Source organism: Streptomyces sp. NPDC026500, from assembly GCF_055567635.1.
The window spans coordinates 284,540-305,301 of the sequence record NZ_JBVHQB010000008.1 but is presented as its reverse complement, the minus strand read 5'-3'; the positions used below and the strand labels follow the sequence as shown (position 1 = coordinate 305,301).

Annotated in this window: 18 protein-coding genes; 9 read left to right on the top strand and 9 right to left on the bottom strand. The window is 71.9% G+C overall.

Translation table 11 applies throughout. The features are described from left to right. The first annotated feature begins 16 nt into the window (after positions 1–16). The 4 genes from ACZ4N5_RS17440 (at position 17) to ACZ4N5_RS17425 (ending at position 3,339) form a co-directional block, all read left to right on the top strand. A complete protein-coding gene (locus ACZ4N5_RS17440) occupies positions 17–388 on the top strand; it encodes an Rv2175c family DNA-binding protein (RefSeq protein WP_329299189.1) in 372 nt (123 codons plus the stop codon). 92 nt (positions 389–480) lie between these two features. Then, positions 481–1,140, top strand: a complete 660-nt coding sequence (gene thiE, locus ACZ4N5_RS17435) for a thiamine phosphate synthase (protein WP_467757927.1) — start codon at positions 481–483, stop codon at positions 1,138–1,140. 172 nt (positions 1,141–1,312) lie between these two features. Continuing rightward, entirely contained in the window at positions 1,313–2,236 is a 924-nt protein-coding gene (metF, locus tag ACZ4N5_RS17430) for a methylenetetrahydrofolate reductase [NAD(P)H] (protein ID WP_467757926.1), read from the top strand. Between the two features lie 56 nt (positions 2,237–2,292). Continuing rightward, positions 2,293–3,339 carry a hypothetical protein gene (locus ACZ4N5_RS17425; RefSeq protein WP_467757925.1) on the top strand — a complete coding sequence of 349 codons (1,047 nt, stop codon included), beginning with the start codon at positions 2,293–2,295 and terminating at the stop codon, positions 3,337–3,339. A gap of 147 nt (positions 3,340–3,486) precedes the next feature. Here ACZ4N5_RS17425 and ACZ4N5_RS17420 read toward each other — a convergent pair whose 3' ends face one another. The 5 genes from ACZ4N5_RS17420 to ACZ4N5_RS17400 form a co-directional block, all read right to left on the bottom strand. Further along, positions 3,487–5,037 (bottom strand): phytoene desaturase family protein, encoded by a 1,551-nt coding sequence (locus ACZ4N5_RS17420; protein ID WP_467757924.1) that lies wholly within the window; start codon positions 5,035–5,037, stop codon positions 3,487–3,489. Positions 5,038–5,146: 109 nt separating this feature from the next. Continuing rightward, entirely contained in the window at positions 5,147–5,785 is a 639-nt protein-coding gene (locus ACZ4N5_RS17415) for a DUF4126 domain-containing protein (RefSeq protein ID WP_467757923.1), read from the bottom strand. A gap of 578 nt (positions 5,786–6,363) precedes the next feature. After that, entirely contained in the window at positions 6,364–6,993 is a 630-nt protein-coding gene (locus ACZ4N5_RS17410) for a TetR/AcrR family transcriptional regulator (protein ID WP_467757922.1), read from the bottom strand. Between the two features lie 35 nt (positions 6,994–7,028). After that, a complete protein-coding gene (locus tag ACZ4N5_RS17405) occupies positions 7,029–9,113 on the bottom strand; it encodes a YhgE/Pip family protein (RefSeq protein ID WP_467757921.1) in 2,085 nt (694 codons plus the stop codon). Further along, positions 9,100–10,053: an ATP-binding cassette domain-containing protein gene (locus ACZ4N5_RS17400; protein WP_467757920.1), complete on the bottom strand. Its 954-nt coding sequence runs from the start codon at positions 10,051–10,053 to the stop codon at positions 9,100–9,102. Before ACZ4N5_RS17400 ends, ACZ4N5_RS17405 begins: the two co-directional genes overlap by 14 nt. Before the next feature lie 175 nt (positions 10,054–10,228). On the opposite strand from ACZ4N5_RS17400, the gene ACZ4N5_RS17395 reads away from it, so the two are divergent. From ACZ4N5_RS17395 to ACZ4N5_RS17385, 3 genes are all read left to right on the top strand, one after another. Then, positions 10,229–10,783 (top strand): SAV_6107 family HEPN domain-containing protein, encoded by a 555-nt coding sequence (locus ACZ4N5_RS17395; protein ID WP_467757919.1) that lies wholly within the window; start codon positions 10,229–10,231, stop codon positions 10,781–10,783. Between the two features lie 256 nt (positions 10,784–11,039). Next, positions 11,040–11,810 (top strand): methyltransferase, encoded by a 771-nt coding sequence (locus ACZ4N5_RS17390; protein ID WP_467757918.1) that lies wholly within the window; start codon positions 11,040–11,042, stop codon positions 11,808–11,810. A 274-nt stretch (positions 11,811–12,084) separates the two neighbouring features. Beyond that, positions 12,085–12,483 carry a DUF3040 domain-containing protein gene (locus ACZ4N5_RS17385; protein WP_351131771.1) on the top strand — a complete coding sequence of 133 codons (399 nt, stop codon included), beginning with the start codon at positions 12,085–12,087 and terminating at the stop codon, positions 12,481–12,483. 466 nt (positions 12,484–12,949) lie between these two features. Here ACZ4N5_RS17385 and ACZ4N5_RS17380 read toward each other — a convergent pair whose 3' ends face one another. The 4 genes from ACZ4N5_RS17380 to ACZ4N5_RS17365 form a co-directional block, all read right to left on the bottom strand. Next, positions 12,950–15,340 carry a transglutaminase TgpA family protein gene (locus ACZ4N5_RS17380; RefSeq protein ID WP_467757917.1) on the bottom strand — a complete coding sequence of 797 codons (2,391 nt, stop codon included), beginning with the start codon at positions 15,338–15,340 and terminating at the stop codon, positions 12,950–12,952. Then, positions 15,337–16,701, bottom strand: coding sequence for a DUF58 domain-containing protein (locus tag ACZ4N5_RS17375; protein ID WP_467757916.1), 1,365 nt, complete (start codon positions 16,699–16,701; stop codon positions 15,337–15,339). The genes ACZ4N5_RS17380 and ACZ4N5_RS17375 overlap by 4 nt, the downstream gene beginning before the upstream one ends. Next, positions 16,701–17,735: an AAA family ATPase gene (locus ACZ4N5_RS17370; RefSeq protein ID WP_467757915.1), complete on the bottom strand. Its 1,035-nt coding sequence runs from the start codon at positions 17,733–17,735 to the stop codon at positions 16,701–16,703. Before ACZ4N5_RS17370 ends, ACZ4N5_RS17375 begins: the two co-directional genes overlap by 1 nt. 263 nt (positions 17,736–17,998) lie before the next feature. Then, a complete protein-coding gene (locus ACZ4N5_RS17365) occupies positions 17,999–18,547 on the bottom strand; it encodes a beta-class carbonic anhydrase (protein WP_467757914.1) in 549 nt (182 codons plus the stop codon). A 425-nt stretch (positions 18,548–18,972) separates the two neighbouring features. Between ACZ4N5_RS17365 and rsmH the strand changes: the two genes are divergently transcribed. Continuing rightward, positions 18,973–19,980, top strand: coding sequence for a 16S rRNA (cytosine(1402)-N(4))-methyltransferase RsmH (gene rsmH, locus ACZ4N5_RS17360; RefSeq protein ID WP_467757913.1), 1,008 nt, complete (start codon positions 18,973–18,975; stop codon positions 19,978–19,980). Positions 19,981–20,201: 221 nt separating this feature from the next. After that, complete coding sequence (gene ftsL / locus ACZ4N5_RS17355) at positions 20,202–20,759, top strand: cell division protein FtsL (protein WP_467757912.1); 558 nt, start codon at positions 20,202–20,204, stop codon at positions 20,757–20,759. The last annotated feature ends 3 nt before the right edge of the window (positions 20,760–20,762 follow it).

Here is a 20,762-nt window from a genome sequence, read left to right as displayed (position 1 = left end):
ATGGCAGGCTTGTCCCGTGACCGAGATTGACGCAAAGATCGATGCTCTCGTCCCCGCCTGGCTCACCCTCCCCGACATCGCCGAACAGTTCGGCGTCGAGGTGACGCGCGTCCGGCAGCTGGTCAAGGACGGCCAGCTGATCGCCGTACGCCGTGGTGAGAACCGCGCGCTGCACGTCCCCGCCGACTTCATCGACGTGGACGAACAGAAGGTCGTCAAGGGCCTGGCCGGCACCCTGACGCTCCTGAGGGACGACGGCTTCTCCGACGAAGAGGCCCTCGAGTGGCTCTTCACTCCCGACCCGAGCCTGCCCGGCACCCCCGCGCAGGCTCTGAGCGAGAATCGCGGCACGGAGGTGAAGCGCCGCGCCCAGGCGCTCGCCGTCTGACCTGAACGCGACCGTCCGGCACGGGGAGCGCGGCGGGCGGGACCATCCCGGCCGCCGCCCTCCCCGCGCACCGACAAACGGGGGATCCACGCATGCCCGAGAACACCGCCACGACCCCGCGGGGCCGGCTCGCCGACGCCCGCGTCTACCTGTGCACGGACGCCCGCAGGCGTCAGGGCGACCTCGTCGGGTTCCTCGACGCGGTCCTGGCGGGCGGAGTCGACATCGTGCAGCTGCGCGACAAGGGCATGGAGGCGGGGGAGGAACTGGAACACCTCCAGGTCTTCGCGGACGCCTGCGCCCGGCACGGCAAGCTCCTCGCGGTCAACGACCGGGCGGACGTGGCCCACGCCGTCCGCGCCGACGTACTGCACCTGGGCCAGGGAGACCTCCCGGTTCCCGCGGCCCGCGCGATCCTCGGCGACGAGGTGCTCATCGGCCGTTCCACGCACGCCGAGTCCGAGGCCGCGGCCGCCGCGGTCCAGGAGGGCGTGGACTACTTCTGCACCGGCCCCTGCTGGCCCACCCCCACCAAGCCCGGCCGCCACGCACCCGGCCTCGACCTGGTCCGCAGCACGGCTGCCCTCGGCACCGACCGTCCCTGGTTCGCGATCGGCGGCATCGACCTCGGCCGGCTCGACGAGGTGCTCGAAGCGGGCGCCCGCCGGGTCGTCGTCGTACGGGCGATCACCGAGGCGGACGACCCGGGCGCGGCGGCGGCGGAGTTCGCGAAGCGGCTGCGCGAGGCGTAGACACGGCGGCCGCCCCGCACGGAGCGTCCCGGCAGGTCAGCCGGCCGCCGCCGGCCGTCGACCGAGGGCCCGAGCGTCCGAGGGTGTCCGAGGGGTGGACAAGAAATCGACAGATCGGACAAATGGCAGCGGTTCGGTTGGGAGACCGACACCCTCTGACTAACCTGCGAGTATGGCCCTCGGATCTGCTTCCACCAGGACTGATCGCGCACGCACCGTGCGCGACATGCTCGCGACCGGCAAACAGACCTATTCGTTCGAGTTCTCGGCGCCGAAGACCCCCAAGGGCGAGCGGAACCTGTGGAACGCCCTGCGGCGGGTCGAGGCAGTGGCGCCCGACTTCGTCTCCGTGACCTACGGGGCCGGCGGCTCCACACGGGCCGGCACGGTCAAGGAGACCGAGCAGATCGTCCTCGACACGACCCTGACCCCAGTCGCGCACCTCACCGCGGTCAACCACTCCGTCGCGGAACTCCGCAACATCATCGGGCAGTACGCGGACGCGGGCATCCGCAACATGCTCGCCGTGCGCGGAGACCCGCCCGGCGACCCCATGGCCGAGTGGGTCCCCCACCCCAAGGGTCTGACCTACGCGGCCGAACTCGTGCGCCTCATCAAGGAATCCGGCGATTTCTGCGTCGGGGTCGCGGCCTTCCCGGAGATGCACCCCCGGTCCACCACGTGGGACCTGGACGTCTCCCACTTCGTCGACAAGTGCCGCGCCGGCGCCGACTACGCGATCACGCAGATGTTCTTCCAGCCGGAGTCCTACCTCCGGCTGCGTGACCGCGTCGACGCGGCGGGCTGCGCGACGCCGGTCATCCCCGAAGTGATGCCGGTGACAAGTGTGAAGATGTTGGAACGGCTGCCCAAACTGTCGAATGCTTCGTTCCCGGACGTCCTGAAAGAGCGGATCCTCACAGTCAAAGACGATCCGGCGGCTGTACGCTCCATTGGGATCGAGTTCGCGACGGAGTTCTGTGCGAGGCTGCTGGCCGAGGGAGTCCCCGGACTGCACTTCATCACGCTGAACAACTCCACGGCGACGCTGGAAATCTACGAGAATCTGGGCCTGCACCACCCGCAGCAGGCCTAGACCGGTCGCACCCGCGTACGACACACTGCGTAGCGGCCACTGGGAGAGGGGCGTACATGGGCTTGACGGTCCTCTATCTGGCATTCGGCATCGTCGCGCTGTGGCTGCTCGGCGAGGTGCTGTTGCAGTACAAGGCGCGGCTGCGGTTCCGGCTGCTCGCGTTCGTCGGCTTCCTCGGTGTGGTCCTCGGCGTCCTGATGCACTCCGTCGTGGTGATCGGCCTGGGCGCGGCCGCCTTCACGGTCGGCCAGACCTATGTGACGCTCTCGTTCCGCCAGGGCTTCGCGCAGGGCTGGGCCATCAACGGCCCCTCCACGCCGGACAAGCCCAGCAAGCGCCGCCGCGGCGAGCCGGAGGACCTGGAGAGCGACGACCCGTCACTCGAGGGCTCCGACCTCGACGAGGTCGAGGAGGCGGCCTACCGGCGCGACGACCAGTACGCCGCCGGCGAGGACGACGTCTTCACGCCCGCGGCGTCCGACCGGTTCATGCCCCCGGAGTCGGCCGAGCCCACTGCCGCGGAGTCCACCTCGGTCTACGAACCGCAGCCCCTGCCCGAGGACACCGGCTCCTACGGCGTCTACAACGGCGCCGCCTACGCCGCCGCCACCGACCAGACCTACGCCGGCGCGTCCCAGTCCCAGGACCAGCAGGCCTACGCCACGGCCCAGGACCAGCAGGCCTACGCGGCGGGTGCCCAGGGCCAGCAGGCCTACGCGGCGGGTGCCCAGGGCCAGCAGGCCTACGCCTACGACGGCTACACGGGTTACGACCAGCAGCAGCAGTACGGCTACGACAACAGTCAGCAGCAGTACGCCGCCTACTCGGACCCGTACATCGGCCAGCAGACGTACACGGGCGCCTCGTACGACAACACCGCCTACAACGGTGGTGACCAGCAGTACCAGCAGCAGAACTACGGCCAGGACCAGTACGCCACCGGCACGTACGGCGGCGAGACCCCGGCCGGCGGCGTCTGGGTGCCGCAGCAGCGCACCGACGAGTACGGCGCCGAACTCCCGCCCGAGCAGCAGCAGTACCCGTACCAGGGCAACGGCCAGGGCAACGGCAACGCCGGGTTCGACGAGCAGTACCGCTACTGACCGACCGGACAGCGGCCGAAGGCCTCCGCGCATCGCTGTGCGCCGCACCTGAGTCTCAGCCGCCCGCCACCGCCGCCCGCCGGCGCGTCGCGTCCTGCCGCCTGCGCCTGTCCGTGCCCCGGCCGCCGTTCCTGCCCACCGGGCCGTTCACTGCGAGCCCTGGAACTCCGGTCCTTCCACGATCAGCCCGGCCACCAGCGCGCCCGACATGCCCGCGTGCGGCAGACCGCCGCCGGGGTGCGCCCAGCCCCCGGCCGCGAAGAGCCCGGGTATCCGCGTGCTGTTCGACGGGTGCAGCAGCCGGCCGTCCGCCGCGGCGAGGGCAGGGGCGGGGACCGCGCCGCCCTCCGCGCCGGTCGCCGCCGCGATGTCGGCCGGGGTGCGGACCTCGTGCCACAGGAGCCGGTCGCGCAGACCCGGCAGGGCACGCTCGGCGGCACCCAGGACCCGCTCCACGTCCGCATCGGACACCGGAGCGCCCGACGGCACCGTGACGGTCAGCGTGGCCGCCTCGTGCTCCCCGTCCGGAACGAGCGCCGGGTCGTCGGGGCGTGACACCACGACGGTGGGCGCCGCGGGCACCCCGGGACGCTCGCCGAAAAGCCGGTCCAGCTCGCCGTCGCGGTCGACCGTGTGCACGACCGTCCGATGCGCCACCCCGGCGGGCCGCGCGCCGCGCAGCGCGAGCAGCACGGTCAGCCGGCTGGACGCCCCGGGCTGCGGCGGGACCTCGTCACCGCCCCGGAGCACCTCCCCGGGGAGGAGGCCGCCCAGGACGCCGGGCGCCACGCCCGCGACCACGAAGTCCGCCTCCGCGAACGTGCCTCCCCCGGATCCCGAGGTGCCGGGGGAGCCCTCGGGGCCGGAGAGCTCGGAGCCGCCTCCGGAGAGCTCCACACCGACGACCCGGCCGTCCTTCTCGACGATCCGTCCGACGGAGGTGGAGAAGCGGAACTCGACCCGGCGCTCCAGGCACCGCTCGTACACGGCGCGCGCCAGCTCCCGGACGCCGCCGCGCACGTACCAGGTGCCGAAGGCATGGTCCATGTACGGCAGCACCGCGGCGCTCGCCGGGGTGACGCGCGGGTCGAGCCCGTACAGCAGGGCGTGGCTCTCCAGGAGAGCCGTCAGACGCGCGTCGCGCAGCTCCCAGGCGGCGACCTCGGCGAGGGTGCCGGCCCGCCGGGTGCGCAGCAGTCTCTTGTGCGGCACCGAGGGATACGGCTCGCGCTCGGCCAGCACCGCCCAGTTGGGCCACAGCGGCTCCTCCAGGAGCGGTCGGCGCGCGCGGTCCCACGCCTCACGGGCCCGCACCAGGAAGTCGCCCCACCGCGCGCCCGCGTCCGAGCCGAGCGCTTCGTCCAGCGCGGTGAGCACACCCGCGCGCGAGGCGTTCGGCAGGGACACCCGGGTGCCGTCGGCGAAGACGTGGTCGGTCGACGGGTCGACCTGCACCAGCTCGACGCACTCCTCCAGGGGCTGCTTCCCGGTCTTGACGAATAGATCGCGATAGACCGCGGGCACCGGCAGCAGCCCCGGGCCCGTGTCGAAGGCGAAGCCGTCCCGCTCGAAGCGGCGCACCGCACCGCCGTACGTCTCCGTCCGCTCGTACACCACCACCCGGTGGCCCGCGACGGCCAGCCGGGCAGCGGCCGCCATCGCGCCCATCCCGGCGCCGATCACCGCAATCCGTCCCATGCCGGCGACTTTATCGGCCCCCACCGACAGTCCCGTCCCGGAGGTCGGCGGGGTGGTCCCGGCTCGCCCGCGTCCCGGCTCGGTCCGCCGCCCGGACCCCCCGCCGAGGTCAGCCGCGGTCCGCCCGAGGCGCCCGGCCGGGCGGTTGCACCGCCGTCGCGCCCGTCCGCCGCTCCTCCCGGCGCTGCGCCCGGCGGCGCAGGAACTGTCTGATCCGCGAGACGAGGAAGTAGAGCACCCCGAGCCCGGTGAACAGCAGGACACCGGCGATGACCGCCGCGGCCACGGGATGGAACATCGCCAGCGTGAGGAGGCCCGCGACCCCGAGATCCTCCGCGGTGCTCATCACGAAGTTGCTGAACGGCTCCGGCGAGGTGTTGACCGCCATCCGGGTCCCGGCCTTGACCGTGTGGCTCGCCAGCGCCGTCGAACCGCCGATCAGGGCCGCCGTCAGATCCGAGACCGAGCCGCTCTGTCCGGCGAGCAGCGCCCCGACCCACGCACCCGCCGCCGGCCGGATCACCGTGTGCACGGAGTCCCACATCGAGTCGACGTACGGGATCTTGTCGGCGACCGCCTCGCAGAGGAAGAGAACACCGACTGTGACCAGGATCTCAGGGCGTTGCAGGGACTCCGGGACGTCGTCGCTGAGCCCGGTCGCGCCGAAGAGACCGAGGAGCAGCACCACCGCGTACGCGTTGACACCGCTGGCCCAGCCGCTGGTGAAGACCAGGGGGAGTACGGACACGGAGGCGATCGTAGCCATTCGGCGACCGGGCGTCCTGGGTCTGAGCGCGTATGCCTGAGTATCCGTACCTACAGGGTGAGATGAGTAGGCGCACGGATGGGTCCGACCTGCGCGAACGGGAGAGTGGAGACACGGAAAGGGGCGCGGCTCCGGCACCGCCGACACGGGGCGGCGGAACGGAACTCGCGCCCTTGGCCGCTCCTTCCGCCGACCTGTTCGGCGGGAGTGAGACACGGGGGAACCCGGGGGACGACCGAACGGGGGCCCAACGGGGGGTACGGGGGAGCACGACGAAGCGCCGGTACGGACGGCCCGCGGGGGACGCGGCCACCCGGACCGGCGCTTTCGTCCGTGCGGCCCGACGCGCTCCGTAGCGGCGCGCGTTGCTTCCTGGCGCCGGCGGGTGCGGTGGGTGGTTCGCGGAGCTCGGCTCCGCCGGACCGGCGCCCGGGCGAGCGCGCGGGCCCGGGCGCCCGGGTCGACCTCCGGCGCGGGCCCGGTGGGCCCGTCGCCCCGGCTGAGCGGTGACCTCCCCGGCTGAGCGGTGACCTCCCCGGCTGAGCGGTGACCTCCCCGGCTCAGTGGTGACCGCTCACGCGACCCTGGAGGAGCCGGGACAGCGCCGCGTGGACGTCGTCCAGGGAGCGCTCCGGCTGGAAGGCCTGCCAGTCCAGGGCGGCCACCAGGACCATCCCGACCAGCGCCGCCGCCGTCAGCGGAATGTCGATCTCGTCGCTGAGCTCCCCGCCCGCCACCGCATCGCGCAGAACACCCTCCACGACCGCCACCGCCTGCTGCCGCACCACCATCAGGGTGGACTGCCAGGCCCGGTTGGTGCGCCAGAGCTCCGCCACGTACAGCTGGGTGAACGCCGGATAACGGTTGATGAAGACGAGCCCGGCCCGGATCATCGCGTCCAGCGCGTCGACCTTGCTGCCGCCGTCCCGGGCGGTCTTCTCCGCCGCCTCACGCAGCGAGGCGGTGAGGAGCCCCACGCCGTGCCGCAGCAGCTCTTCGAAGAGAACCGACTTGCTCGCGAAGTTGTAGTAGACCGTGCCTTTCGCGACCCCGGCCCGCTCGGCGATCTCGTCCACCGTGGTGGCGGAGAAACCCTGTTCGGCGATCAGGGTGACGGCCGCCTCGTAGAGCTTCTGCCGGGTCGCCTCGCGGCGGCCGCCGCCGCCCGCCGTGGTGCTGCTGCTTTCCATGGCTCCGATTGTCACAGGAGCGCCCGCGCGCGTGGTCACAGGCTCAGCTCCGGATGCAGCCGGTCGAGGGTCCAGACCTGCTTGCGGCGGGCTGTCAGCGCGGTGAGCGCGAGGGCGCCCACGGTGAAGGCCGTCAGTACGACGCACGCCGTCCGTACCGGCTCCAGGCCGCCGCCCGTGATGAGCCTCCGGAGGGCCTCGACGACGTAACTCATCGGCAGGAAGGGGTGGATCGCGTTGAAGAAGCCCGGACTGGTCTGGACGGGGTAGGTGCCGCCCGCCGACGTCAGCTGGAGCATCAGGAAGGCCAGGACGAGGATCCGGCCGGCCGCTCCGAAGCGCGCGTTCAGCCACTGCACGATCGCCGCGAAGCAGGCCGTCACCAGGAACAGGAAGCCCACCGTTCCTGCCGCCCGCACCATCTGGAGGCCGATCGCCCAGTGCAGCACCGCCATCAGTGCGGCCGTCTGGAGCACGCCGACGACGGCGACCGGCAGCCAGCCCGCCAGCGCGATGCGCCAGGCCGAGGCACCCGCCGCGAGCGCGCGCCGGTTCAGCGGCTGGATCAGCATGTACGCCACCATCGCGCCGACCCACAGGGACAACGGGATGAAGTACGGGGCGAATCCGGTGCCGTAGTTGGGCGCCTTGTGCAGGTCCCTGGAGGCCATGTGCACCGGGTCGGCCATGACCTGGGTGCGCAGGTCGCGGTCGGGCTTGTCGTAGTCGGGGATCTGCCCGGCGCCGTCGTGCAGGCCGCCCGCCAGCTTGCCGGAGCCGCCGACGAGCTTGTACAGGCCTCCGTCGAGATCGCTCGCGCCGGTGTTCAGCCGGCCGACGCCATCGTCGAGGTCCGTCGCGCCGGTCCTGGCGGTGCCGAGGCCGGAGTGCAGCCGCCGCGCGCCCTTGGCGACCGTGGAAGCTCCGTCGTTCAACTTGTTGATCTTGGAGACGGCGTCGTCGAGATCCTCGGAGAGATGCGGCGAGCGATCGGCGAGGGCCTGTGCCTGCTTCTCCAGCGTCGCCAGGCTCTTGTCCAGCTTGTCGAGATCGCCGTCCTGGTCATCGATCAGCGTGTTCACGTCGTCGGTGACCTTGACGACGTCCGCGGCCGCCTCCGCGGCCTTTGTCAGCTCGGGACACGCCGCGTCCGGGACCGGCAGGGTCTCGCACCGCGCGCGGTGGACGGCGTTCAGCGCGTCGGACGCGGCGCGCGCGCCCTTGGCGGCGGCCGGAGCCGTCTTCACCAGGGTGTCGAGGTTGTGGCGGATCCCCGCGGCCGAGTCGGCGACCAGCCGGGCCGTGTCACCGATCGACTTCTCGTTGTCCTTCAGGAAGGGGCCCACCTTGTCCGCGGCCCCGTTGACCTTGTCGGCCAGCGCCCGGGTGCCGTCCGCGACCTGGCGCGAACCGTCCTCCAGGTCGCCCGCGCCCGTGTTGAGCTTCCTCAGCCCACCGGAGAGGCTTCCGCTGCCCTTCTTGGCCACCTTCAGGCCGTCCGCGAGGTCCTTGGAGCCCTTCTTCGCCTTGCCGATCCCGCCGTTGAGCCGGTCGGCACCCTCGGCTGCCTGCACGGTCTTCCCGTGGATGTCCGAGAACGAGATGAAGATCCGGTCGAGGAACGAACGCGAGGCCTTCGTGGACGCGGCCGTCCGCACCTCGCTGAACACCGTGCGGGAGATCTGCCCGACGATGTAGTTGTTCGCGTCGTTGGTCCGCACCTGGAGCGCACTCGTCTCGGGTGACGCCCCGGCACTGGACGCGATCCTCTTGCTGAAGTCGCCCGGCATGGTCAGCGACAGGTAGTACGTGCCGTCCTCCACGCCCCGGTGGGCCTCGGCGGAACTCACCTCGTGCCACTCGAAGGTGTCGCTGTCGCGCAGCCCCTCGGTGATGGTGTCTCCGACGGCGAACTTCCGGCCGCCGGCCGTCGCCCCCTTGTCGTCGTTCACCAGCGCCACGGGGATGCGGTCGAGACGGCCGTACGGGTCCCAGAACGACCACAGGTAGAGCGCGCCGTAGAGCAGGGGCAGCAGCAGGAGCGCGACCAGTGCGGCACGCGGGAGCTTGCCCCGGCCGAAGCGACGGAGTTCGAGAAAGGCCAATTCAGGCGAGCGCATCGGCCGTCTCCCTGTCGTGGGTTCCGCTGTCGCTGTCGCTGTCGCTGTCGACGTCGGTGTCCGTTTCCGCGTCGGCGATGACGCCGGCATCGGCGGTGGCGTCGGTGTTGGTGGCGTCGGCCTCGGCGGCAGCGGCGGTGCTGTCTGTGGCCTCGGTGGTCTCGGCGGTGCTCCCGATCCCGGGCGCGGACGTGGTTGCGCGGGCGCCGTCGGGGTCCTGTCCGTCGGCGGTCCTCGACGTGTCGGACGGCACGGTGGACACGACGACGGCGCCCTCGGGGGCCTCGCTGCACACCGCCACGACCGTGGTGCCCGACTCGGCGAGAGACGTCAACAGAGCCCAGACCTCGGACCGTTCGGCGTCCGAGAGCTTGAGGTCGGTGTCGTCGACACCGAGCAGCCGCGGCCGGCCGATCAGGGCCAACGCGAGGGACAGCCGCAGCGCTTCGATCCGTTCCAGATCACGTACGGCTGTTCTCGGCCCCTTGGGCAGCGCCTCCGGGTCGAATCCGGCGGCGGTCGACGCGGCGCGGATCCGCAGCTCGGTCGCGCTCACCCGCTCGCCCCGAGGCCACAGCAGGGCGCGCAGCGATCCCCCGAACCGCCGCTGCAGCAGAGCCCGTTCCCTCAGGTGCTCCCCGACGGTCAAGGCGGGGTCGAGGTCCGTGACCCCGGGCACGTGGGCGAGCGCGCTCGCCCGGCGCACCGCGGCCATCTGCTTCGGCAGCCTCGACGAACCCACCGCCGCCGTCCCCTCGTTGGCCTTCATCCGGCCCGTGAGGGCGAGCAGCAGGCACGTGCGGCCGGACCCGGACGGCCCCTCGATCGCGATGAGCGATCCGGGCTCCGCGTCGAGACGAACCCCGCGGAACGCCCACCCGCGGGGCCCCCTGAGTCCGAAGTCCTCGGCCGTGACGCCCAGTCCGTGCGGACCGTCCACAGCTCCCCCATCCCCTGAACACCATCGAACTACTTTTGAACTGACTGGTCAGTGCAAAAACTATCCCGAACTTTCGATCGAAGCAAAAGCCCAGGTCAGAACGGATTGTCAGTGGCATACCGCACGATGTGTACATACGGCCACAGCGCCGTCACACGACGACAGGAGGTTCGTCATGGCCAACTCTTCCGCAGCCGCCGCCCGTCGGCGCCGCGCCACCGGCCCTGCCCCCTCACTGACCGGACCGGCGGGCGACGTCCACCCCGTGCTCCGCCGGGCCACGGCCCCGCCCGCCGCCCTCGACCTGCTCTCCCAGGCCCGCGCCGGACTCGACGAGGCGACGGCTCTGGAAACGTCCAACGAGCGGTACGCGACGGCGCACTTGGCCGCGCTGCGCACCGCCGCCGCCGTCCTCGCCGCGCGAGCCCGCCCGGAGCCCACGTCCCGGCGCAGGGCCCGTATCCGCAGCGCCTGGGAAGTGCTCCCGGAGATCGCGCCCGAACTGGCCGAGTGGAGCGCGCTGTTCGCGTCCGGGGCCACCCGCCGCGCCCGCGCGGAGGCGGGTATCCAGGGAGCGGCCACCACCCGCGACGCCGACGACCTGATACGCGACGTCGCCATGTTCCTGCGCCTCGTCGAGCGGATGCTGGTGCTGCAACCCGTCCTGCCGCAGCCCCGGCAGGACGGGGACCGGGACCGGGCGGACAGGGGGGTTCCGGACGCGGGTTGACCGCGAGGGGGCCTCGGGCGGAGCGCGGGGCGGGCAACGGCTCGGCGTCCGCCGGGCACCCGCTCCTCACGCCATCCGGTACCCGCTCATCACACGATCCGGGACCCGCTCATCAAACGTTCCGGCGCACTTGAGACGGAGGATCGGTCACGGCGACGGAGGCAATAGGGTGGAGGCGCCTGCTGCCTCCCCGCCGGGGGGCCCGAAGATCGCTCCGCCGTTCAAGAGGCGGTGCCGCGCCGAGGAGTCAACTGCCGTGTCGGACCCGATGCGCCCCCGCGCTTCTCTCCGTACCGCCGTCGTCTGGGAAGTCCTCAAGGACGCCCTGGAACGCCGGGTCAAGGCCACCGGGCGAGAGTCGCTCGACGTACTGGACACGGGCGGCGGCAGCGGCAACTTCGCCGTGCCCGTCGCCTGCCTCGGCCACCGTGTCACCGTCGTCGACCCCAGCCCGAACGCGCTGTTCGCGCTGGAGCGCCGCGCCGCCGAGGCCGGCGTCGCCGACCGCGTGCAGGGTGTCCAGGGCGACGCGCACGGCCTGTTCGACGTGGTCGAGCGCGGCCGCTACGACGCGGTGCTGTGCCATGGCGTCCTGGAGTACGTCGACGACCCGGCCGAGGGCGTCCGCAACGTGGTGGACGCGCTGCGGCCCGAGGGCGTGCTCAGCCTCCTCGCCGCGGGCCTGGGCGGAGCCGTGCTGGCCCGCGCCCTCGCCGGGCACTTCAAGGAGGCCCGGCACGCACTCGACGACCCGGACGGACGCTGGGGCGAGGGTGATCCTGTTCCGCACCGGTTCACCGCCGAACAGCTCACCTCCCTGGTCGCCGGCGCCGGTCTGCACGTCGGTGCCGTGCACGGCGTGCGGGTCTTCGCGGACCTGGTGCCGGGTGTCCTGGTGGACACCGAGCCGGGTGCCCTGGAGGCACTGCTGAAGCTGGAAGCGGCGGCGGCCGAAAATGCCGCGTTCCACTCCGTGGCCACGCAGCTCCATGTGCTCGGTGAGGCCCGAGGGGCTGCCGGGGACTGAGCTGCTGCCGTGGTGCGCCGCTGATCAGGGGCTTGGCAGCGGATGGAGTACGCCACAGACCACCCGATCGAGTGCTCGGCGCCGTATGATCGGGGGAGACCGTCCGGCATGACGGACCGTTCGCTGGGGAATGCACGCCTCAGCGCATCGGGGTGCCATGACGGGTTCCGGTTGGCGAATTGGCGTAGAGGGGCGGGTTTCACGGGGGCGATTCCCTGCCTATCCTGAAGGGGACCCCCGGTCGCCCCGGCGACTGCACGATGAGGAGGACTCCGTGCCGCTCTCGGAGCACGAGCAGCGAATGCTCGAGCAGATGGAGCGAGCGCTGTACGCCGAAGATCCCAAGTTCGCGACAGCGCTTGAGGGAAGCGGGCTGCGTACGTACACCCGGCGACGGGTATACCAGGCGGTCGCGGGCTTCCTGGTGGGTATCGCGCTCCTCATGGCTGGAATGGTCGCAGTTCAGATCTGGCTGAGCGTGGTGGGCTTCCTCGTCATGCTGGGCTGCGCGGTGCTTGCCGTCACCGGTTGGCGCAAAGCTCCCAAGCCGGGTGAACAGCCGGCCGCGTCGGGCTCGCCCGCCGCTCGCAGGCAGGGCCGACAACGTCGTTCCGTGATGGATCGAATCGAACAGCGCTGGCAGCGTCGCCGCGACGAACAGGGCGGTAACTGAGCCCCCGGCGTCGCAGCCGCAGACATACGCGTGAGGGGGCGTCCACCCGGATCCGGGTGGACGCCCCCTCACGCGTATGTGCGGTCGGAGTGCGGTCGGACAGCCGCCGCGCGCCCGCTGCGGGCGGGAGTGAGGTGCCGCTCGGTGCGCCGACGGGGCACCCGGTGCACACCCGGCTGCGGGAACCCGGTCCGGCGCCCGCGCTCTCATGTCGCAACGGCGTCAGGGACGGGTGACTGTGCCCACCGTCCGCAAGGCGTCGGGTTCGCCCGGCCGGGGGACCGCCATCGCTCGGCGGGACGGTGGTCCGCACCGGTCACGGGCGCCGGACGCCCGTGACCGCTCAACGTCGGGCCGGCCTTCAGTGGACCGGCCTTCAGTGGACCGGCCTTCAGTGGACCGGCCCTCGCCAGGCCGCGGGCCGCAACTCGCTCGGGCCCGGCGAGGGCAAGACGCCCGGTGTCCGTCAGCTGTTCTGGCCCGACGGGCGGTGGAGCAGGGACTGCCGGCGGGCCGACAGGCGGGCGCTCAGGGTTGTCAGGACGGTCGAGGCCGCCCAGATCACCCGGACGGCCGAACGGGGGGCGAGGAGGGCACGCAGACGGGCGGGACGGCTCGCGGAGGTCCAGAAGGCCTCCTCGATACGGCGCGCGTCGTTCGCGAGGCCCGCCACCGGCCGGGGATGCGGAGCGTAGAGAACCTGCTCCACCGCCGCGGCCAGCCGGTGCACCGCTGCCGCGGCCTCCGGATCCAGGTGCCCGAGCCCGACGACCCGTTCGGCGGCCTTCCTCGGCGTCTGCGACCCCTCCGGCGCGATCCCGTAGTCCCACGCCGAATCGGTCACCTCCAGCCAGGCCCCCAGCGTGTACGCCGCCACGTCCGCCTCGGTGCGGCCGTGACCGCCGAGCCGGACCGCCCGTACCCGCATCCGCCACAGCATGGGCAGCAGCGGCACTCCCAGGACCAGGAGCCCGGCCAGCGTCAGCCCAAGGATGTTGAACCAGGGCCAGTCGTCGTCCTGATCGCCGACCGCCACCGCCGAGGACTGGCCCGGGCAGGCCGCCAGCCTTCGCAGCTGGGCCGAGCAGCTCTCGCTGGCCGACGGCGCGGTGGAGGGCGCCGCGGACGTCGAGAACGTCGGCTTCGGCGCGGCCGGCACGTCGTTGCCCGGCGTGTTCGTCTGGGTGTACGACGGCACCGAGCCCCGGCTCGGGGTCGGCTCGAAGCGGGTCCAGCCCACGCCTTCGAAGTACAGCTCGGGCCAGGCATGCGCGTCCCGCAGTCCCACCGACATCGAACCGTCCGCCTGCGGAGTCCCGGGCGTGAAGCCCACCGCCACGCGGGCCGGGATCCCCAGCGTCCGCGCCATCGAGGCCATCGCGAAGGAGAAGTGGACGCAGAAGCCTTCCTTGTCCTTCAGGAAGTTCGCGATCGCTGTCGAGCCGCTGCCGGCCTGCACCTGGGTGTTGTACCGGAAGTTGCCGCTGGCGGCGAAGTAGTCCTGGAGCTTGACCGCCTGCTCGTACTGGTTGGCGGAGCCCGCGGTGACCTTGCGGGCCGTGTTCGCGACCACTGCGGGCAACGACTCAGGAACCTTGGTGTACTCGCGCCTCATCGCGGGCGAGGGCTCCGGGGCACTCGCCAGCTGCTGCGCCGTCGGCTCCACCATCAGGCTCGTGACCTGGTACTGCACACCGCGCGTGTTCTGTCCGTGGTCCCCGACGAGGGTGCGCCCCACCGGTTCGTAGCGCCAGCTGCCGCTGATGTCCACCTTGCTGGCCGGGTACGGCATCGGCAGCCAGTCCTGGGCGTACCAGTCGGCCGCCGCGATACGGGTCTGGATCGTCGCCCGCTTGACCTGGCCGGAGAGACCGATCGGCGCAGGGAACGTCTTCGGCACGTCCACGATGTGGCGCTGGGCCGGCTTCCACGCCGTGCCGTCGAAGTCGTCCAGCGAGACGATGCGCAGATACAGGTCCTGCGTCTCCGCGGTGTTGGTGCGGTAGGTCAGGACCGTGCGGTCCTCGTCCACGTTCAGACTGTCGCGGAGCGAGACCAGCGGGTTCACCGCGGAGATCGTGCCACCGCCCCCGGTGCCGTTGCCGATGCCCCGCCCCGCGCCGTCCAGCAGACCACCGTCGAGCGAGGGCAGGACGAACGGCACGAACAGGGCGATGCCCAGCGCGACCATGCCGATCCGCCGCCCGGTACGGACGGGCGCGACGACGCCGCCCACAGGCTCCGGGCCGGGTGCGCGGGCGGCTCCGCCGAAAACACGGCCCCACTGCGAGAGCCGGTCCCGGCCCTCGGCCAGCAGCAGCATCAGATAGCCGGCGGCCGCGAGCAGGAACCACAGCCAGGCCGCGCCACCGCCGGAGAGGCCCGCGGCGACCGAGTACAGGGCGAGCAGCGGAAGGCCCGCGGGCGCGGCGCTGCGGTAGGTCACCGCGAGCGCGTCCACCGCGAGTCCGATCACCAGGACGCCGCTGACCACCATCAGCCGGATCCCGTCCGACAGCGGGGCCGGAATCGAGTATCTGCCGACGTCGTCGGTGCCCGCCCGGAGCAGCTCCGAGAGGTGCTGGAAGGCTTCGGGCCCGGGGACGACCCCGGCGACGGCCTGATGGCGGGCGAAGACCAGCGTCAGCAGCATCAGCGTCACCAGCGCCTGCGCCGCCACGGTCAGCGGCCGGGCCAGCGGAACCCGCCGGGTCAGCGCGCCCACTCCGGTCTGCACGGCCAGCAGGAACCACGCCTGGAAGATCCACGTCGCCGGGCTCACCAGCGGCAGCAGCGCGCAGGACGCCATCAGCGTGGCCGCCGCCGCGCACAGCGCCAGTCGGGCTCGCCCACTCATACGCCACCACCCCCCGCGGTAGTCCCCGTCGACGCCACGTGCGTGCGCTGACGGTCCGCCTCGCGCCACAGGTCGGCGAGCGACGCCCCCCGCGGCACCATCACGGCGGTCCAGCCAGCCTCGCGCAGCATGCGCAGCCGGTCCACGCTCCTGTCCAACGGGCCGGGCACCTCGGTCGGTTCCCGCACCCAGGACTCACTGTCCAGCAGAAACGCGACGGCCCCGCCACTGCGCTGGCGCATCTTGCCGAGCACCGTCGCCTGCTCCTCGTCGAGATCGCCGAGGAAGGCGATCAGCAGTCCTTCGTTGCCACCGCGCAGCACGTCGTATGCCCGGGACAGGCCCGCGCCGTCCGAGTGGTCGATGACGGCGAGCGTGTCCATCATCATCCCGGCGGCGTCCGCCGACTCCTGGCTGGCGCCCGCGAACCCGTCGGCGCCCTCGCCGGGCACCGAGGTGCCGGTGTCCGTCAGGAGACGGACGGAGAAGCCCCGTTCGAGCATGTGCACCAGCGTCGACGCCGTGCCCGACACGGCCCATTCGAAGGCCGAGTCGGGGCCCGCGCCCTGGAAGGCGATGCCCCGGGTGTCGAGCAGCACGGTGCAGCGGGAGCGCTGGGGCTGTTCCTCGCGGCGGACCATCAGCTCGCCGTAGCGAGCGGTCAGCCGCCAGTGCACGCGGCGCAGGTCGTCGCCGTAGCGGTACCCGCGCGGAATGATGTCGTCCTCGCCGGCCAGGGCCAGTGAGCGCTGCCGCCCGTCGCCGTACCCCTTCGCCTCGCCGGTGAGCCGCACCGGGGGCAGTGCCTCCACGCGCGGGATGACCGTCAGGGTGTCGTACGTCGAGAAGGAGCGGGTCAGCTCGCACATGCCGAACGGGTCGGTCAGCCGCAGCTGGAGCGGACCCAGCGGGTACCGGCCACGCAGGTCCGAGCGCACCCGGTAGGACACCTCGCGACGGCCGCCCGCCTCCACCCGGTCCAGCACGAAGCGGGGACGCGGACCGAGGACGTACGGCACCTTGTCCTGGAGCATCAGCAGGCCGGTCGGCAGCCGCGAGACGTTGTCCATGCGCAGATGGACGCGCGCCTCGGAGCCGGCGGGCACGCGCCCGGGGGAGAGCCTGCGGCTGCCCGCGACCCGGTAGCGGGTGCGGTACAGCACGGTCGCGCACACCAGCGGCAGGACCGCGAGGAGCAGGCCGACCCGGAGCAGATCGCTCTGCCCCAGGACGTACGCGCAGATCGCGGCGGCCACTCCGGCGGCCAGGAACGAGCGACCGCGGGTGGTGAGCCCGGCGAGCGCGGTGCGCAGCCCGCCCTTGTCCCCCTCGGCGGTGTGCTCCGTGCTCGCCTGCGTCATCACAGCCTCCGGGGCGGCTGCTGACCGTACGTGGGCGCGCCCCGGCCCATCGAGAGGCCGGACTGCTGGGGAGCGGCGGGCACCGGGGTGCGCTGGAGGATCTCCTGGACGACCTGTTCCGCCGTGCGGCGGTTCAACTGTGCCTGGGCCGTGGGCAGCAGCCGGTGGGCCAGGACCGCGACGGCGAGCGCCTGCACATCGTCCGGCAGCGCGAATTCCCGGCCGCTGAGAGCGGCGGACGCCTTCGACGCGCGCAGCAGATGCAGCGTGGCACGCGGCGAGGCGCCGAGTCTGAGGTCGGGGTGGGTGCGCGTGGCGGCCACCAGCTCCACCGCGTAGCGGCGCACCGGGTCGGCGACATGGACCGTACGGACCGCGTCGATCAGTTTCACCATGTCGTGCGCGTGGGCGACCGGCTGGAGGTCGTCCAGCGGGTTCACCCCGCCGTGGATGTCCAGCATCTGCAGTTCGGCTTCCGCGCTGGGGTAGCCGATGGAGACACGGGCCATGAAGCGGTCGCGCTGGGCCTCCGGCAGCGGGTAGGTGCCCTCCATCTCGACCGGGTTCTGGGTCGCCACCACCATGAACGGGCTGGGCAGTTCGTAGGTCTGCCCGTCGATGGTGACCTGCCGCTCCTCCATCGACTCCAGGAGCGCGGACTGCGTCTTGGGCGAGGCGCGGTTGATCTCGTCGCCGATCACGATCTGCGCGAAGATCGCGCCCGGCTTGAACTCGAAGTCCCGGCGCTGCTGGTCCCAGATGGACACACCCGTGATGTCCGAGGGCAGCAGGTCGGGCGTGAACTGAATGCGCCGCACCGAACAGTCGATGGACCGTGCCAGCGCCTTGGCGAGCATGGTCTTGCCGACGCCCGGGACATCCTCGATCAGAAGATGACCCTCGGCGAGCAGCACGGTCAGCGAAAGCCGTACGACCTCAGGCTTGCCTTCGATCACTCCTTCCACCGAACTGCGGACACGCTCCGCAGTGGCGGTCAGATCTGTAAGGCTCGCTCGATCGTCATAGGTCGTCACCCGGCCCTCCTCGGCCCGTTCGGGCCGACGCCCTGTGCGGACCGGCCCACCCCGAAACACGGACACCACGCGCGAAAGGTTCCGCGTGACGCCACAACCGCATTCTTGTTGCCGTTACCGGTTCGTGTCACTCGCCTGTGGATAAGTGGCCGCGATATGTCAGTTCTTACGGCCCTTTGCGCACCGGACGACCGGGGTTTTTTGTGAAGAGAGGGTCCCACGAGCTGCGGAGGGCCGGCGACCGGGGGGTTCGGCGGGGCCGGTCAGGAGGGGTCGATCTCCCGCAGCAGGCCGGTCGTGACGTCGAAGACGAAGCCGCGGACGTCGTCCGTGTGCACCAGGAACGGGGAGGTGCGCACGCGCTGCATCGACTGCCGTACGTCCTGCTCGACGTCCCGGAAGGCCTCGACCGCCCACGCGGGGCGCTGGCCGACCTCCATCTCCAGGTCGTGCCGGAAGTCCTCGGTGAGGGACTCCAGACCGCAGCCGGTGTGGTGGATGAGGACCACACTGCGGGTGCCGAGCGCCCGCTGGCTGATGGTGAGGGACCGGATCACGTCGTCGGTGACCACGCCGCCCGCGTTGCGGATGGTGTGGCAGTCACCCAGTTCCAGCCCGAGAGCGGCGTGCAGGTCGAGCCGGGCGTCCATGCACGCCACCACCGCGACATGCAGCACGGGGCGGGCGTCCATCCCCGGGTCGGTGAAGGCGGCGGCGTATTTCTCGTTCGCGTCGACGAGACGGTCGGTGACCGTGCGCTCCACCGCTATGGCGCCTTCGGGTTCGGTGGGAACAGCTGCGGAAGTCGTCATACCCATGACGGTACTGGTCACGCATGGAGCAGTCCTGCTGTGAGAGGGGACAAAGAATGTCATCGCGGCTTGTTGTGAGGTAATCCACACGGGGGGTGACGACGTGCCCGTTCGGGTGATTCTTCCGGATCCGCGGCTTCGATCCGAGCCCCGTCCGCGACGCGCATGCCGGTTGATTGACCGCGAGACACCGTGGACTAAAGTGACGCGAAGCGGGAGGCGAGGCTCTCCCCGCTGGACTGTTTTCCCCTGGAGACCCGGCGACTTTCCGGAGTTTCCCCGCGTGCGCGGCGCGTACGTACGGCTCGGCCTCCTCCCGCTCCCGGTCGGCTGACGCCATTCATCCGGCGCCACGGACCTCCCCTTCCCGAGCGGGTGGGGACCCGGCAGTGCGTATGGCCGCGCCGGACCTGAGAGGGCCCGGAATGAAAGGGCGCGAAGCGCTTCCCAACGAGGGCGACAGCGGGCGACCGGAGGGGCAGAGCCGACACGTCCCGGTCATGCTCCGGCGGTGCCTGGACATGCTGGCCCCGGCCCTCGCCGAACCGGGAGCCGTGGTCGTCGACTGCACGCTCGGGCTCGGCGGTCACAGCGAGGCACTGCTCACCCGGTTCCCCGAAGTGCGGCTCGTGGCCCTGGACCGTGACAAGGAGGCGCTGCGCCTCTCCGGAGAGCGGCTCGCCCCCTACCGTGACCGCGCCACCCTGGTGCACGCCGTCTACGACGAACTCCCCGACGTGCTCGACCGCCTGGACATCCCGCGCGTCCAGGGCGTCCTGTTCGACCTCGGTGTCTCCTCCATGCAACTCGACGAGGCGGACCGGGGGTTCGCGTACGCGCAGGACGCCCCGCTCGACATGCGCATGGACCAGACGACCGGCATGAGCGCGGCCGAGGTGCTCAACACCTACCCGCCGGGCGAACTGGTGCGGATCCTGCGGGCGTACGGCGAGGAGAAGCAGGCCAAGCGGATCGTCTCCGCGGTCGTGCGCGAGCGCGAGAAGGACCCCTTCACCAACAGCGCGCGGCTCGTCGAGCTGATCCGTGACGCGCTGCCCCAGGCGGCCAAGCGCACCGGGGGCAATCCCGCCAAGCGCACCTTCCAGGCGCTGCGCATCGAGGTCAACGGCGAACTGAGTGTCCTGGAGAGGGCGATTCCCGCGGCCGTGAAGGCGCTCGCCGTCGGCGGCCGTATCGCCGTGCTCTCGTACCACTCGCTTGAGGACCGGCTGGTCAAGCAGGTGTTCGCGGCCGGCGCCGCCAACACCGCGCCGCCCGGACTGCCGGTCGTCCCCGAGCGCTACCAGCCCCGGCTCAAGCTCCTCACCCGCGGTGCCGAACTTCCCACCGAGGAAGAGGTCGCCGAGAACCGGCGAGCCGCTCCCGCCCGGCTGCGGGGGGCACAGCGCATCCGCGAGGAAGCCGCCGAGTGAGGCGCGGGGAGAAGGAGGGGTCGTGAGTCGGAAATCCGAACTCGCGGAAGGCCGTGGGTCCGTCTCCCGAACCCGCCGGACGGCGGGGGCCGGGAATCCGAACCCGCGACGCCTTCGTGAGTCCGGGAACCGAACCCGCGACGGCTTCGTGAGTACGGGAACCGAACCCATGGAGCGGCCGTGGCCGTGAAGCCTGCACACCAGACCCACAGGGAGGGCGCGTGAGCGGCAGACCCGAACTCAGGGGGCGGGCCGCCCGGCTCGCGCGGCTTCTTCCGGCCGGGGCCGGGCAGGCCGCCCGCACCCCCTTCGTCCTCCTGGTCGTCCTTCTCCTCGGCGGCGGTCTCATCGGGCTCCTCGTGCTGAACTCGGCGCTCAGCGAAGGGGCGTTCCGCCTCGACGACCTCCAGAAGGAGACCAAGAGCCTGACCGACGAGGAACAGGCCCTTCAACGGGACGTGGACGCCTATTCCGCCCCCGACGCCCTCCAGCGCCGCGCCCGCGAACTCGGCATGGTCCCCGGCGGCGACCCCGCCTTCCTCAACCCCGACGGCACGGTCAAAGGCGTCCCCGGAGCCGGCCGGCAGTCCGCCGCACGGGCCCCGATGATCCCCCCGCCCGAGGTCCTCGCCCCGGTCCCGGCCCGGACCACGAGCCCGGCGGGGAGCGCGGCACCGTCTCCCGCATCGACGTCCGTCCCGAGGCAGCCGTCCCCCGGCGCGCTCACCACCAGGGCCCCCGCCCCGTCCACGCAGCCCTCCACAACCCCCGGCAGGTGACGG

Coding starts and splice junctions, on each gene's coding strand:
- thiE (WP_467757927.1), top strand. CDS start 481: ATGCCCGAGAACACCGCCACGACCCCGCGGGGCCGGCTCGCCGACGCC.
- metF (WP_467757926.1), top strand. CDS start 1,313: ATGGCCCTCGGATCTGCTTCCACCAGGACTGATCGCGCACGCACCGTG.
- ACZ4N5_RS17425 (WP_467757925.1), top strand. CDS start 2,293: ATGGGCTTGACGGTCCTCTATCTGGCATTCGGCATCGTCGCGCTGTGG.
- ACZ4N5_RS17420 (WP_467757924.1), bottom strand. CDS start 5,037: ATGGGACGGATTGCGGTGATCGGCGCCGGGATGGGCGCGATGGCGGCC.
- ACZ4N5_RS17410 (WP_467757922.1), bottom strand. CDS start 6,993: ATGGAAAGCAGCAGCACCACGGCGGGCGGCGGCGGCCGCCGCGAGGCG.
- ACZ4N5_RS17405 (WP_467757921.1), bottom strand. CDS start 9,113: ATGCGCTCGCCTGAATTGGCCTTTCTCGAACTCCGTCGCTTCGGCCGG.
- ACZ4N5_RS17395 (WP_467757919.1), top strand. CDS start 10,229: ATGGCCAACTCTTCCGCAGCCGCCGCCCGTCGGCGCCGCGCCACCGGC.
- ACZ4N5_RS17380 (WP_467757917.1), bottom strand. CDS start 15,340: ATGAGTGGGCGAGCCCGACTGGCGCTGTGCGCGGCGGCGGCCACGCTG.
- ACZ4N5_RS17375 (WP_467757916.1), bottom strand. CDS start 16,701: ATGACGCAGGCGAGCACGGAGCACACCGCCGAGGGGGACAAGGGCGGG.
- ACZ4N5_RS17365 (WP_467757914.1), bottom strand. CDS start 18,547: ATGACGACTTCCGCAGCTGTTCCCACCGAACCCGAAGGCGCCATAGCG.
- rsmH (WP_467757913.1), top strand. CDS start 18,973: ATGAAAGGGCGCGAAGCGCTTCCCAACGAGGGCGACAGCGGGCGACCG.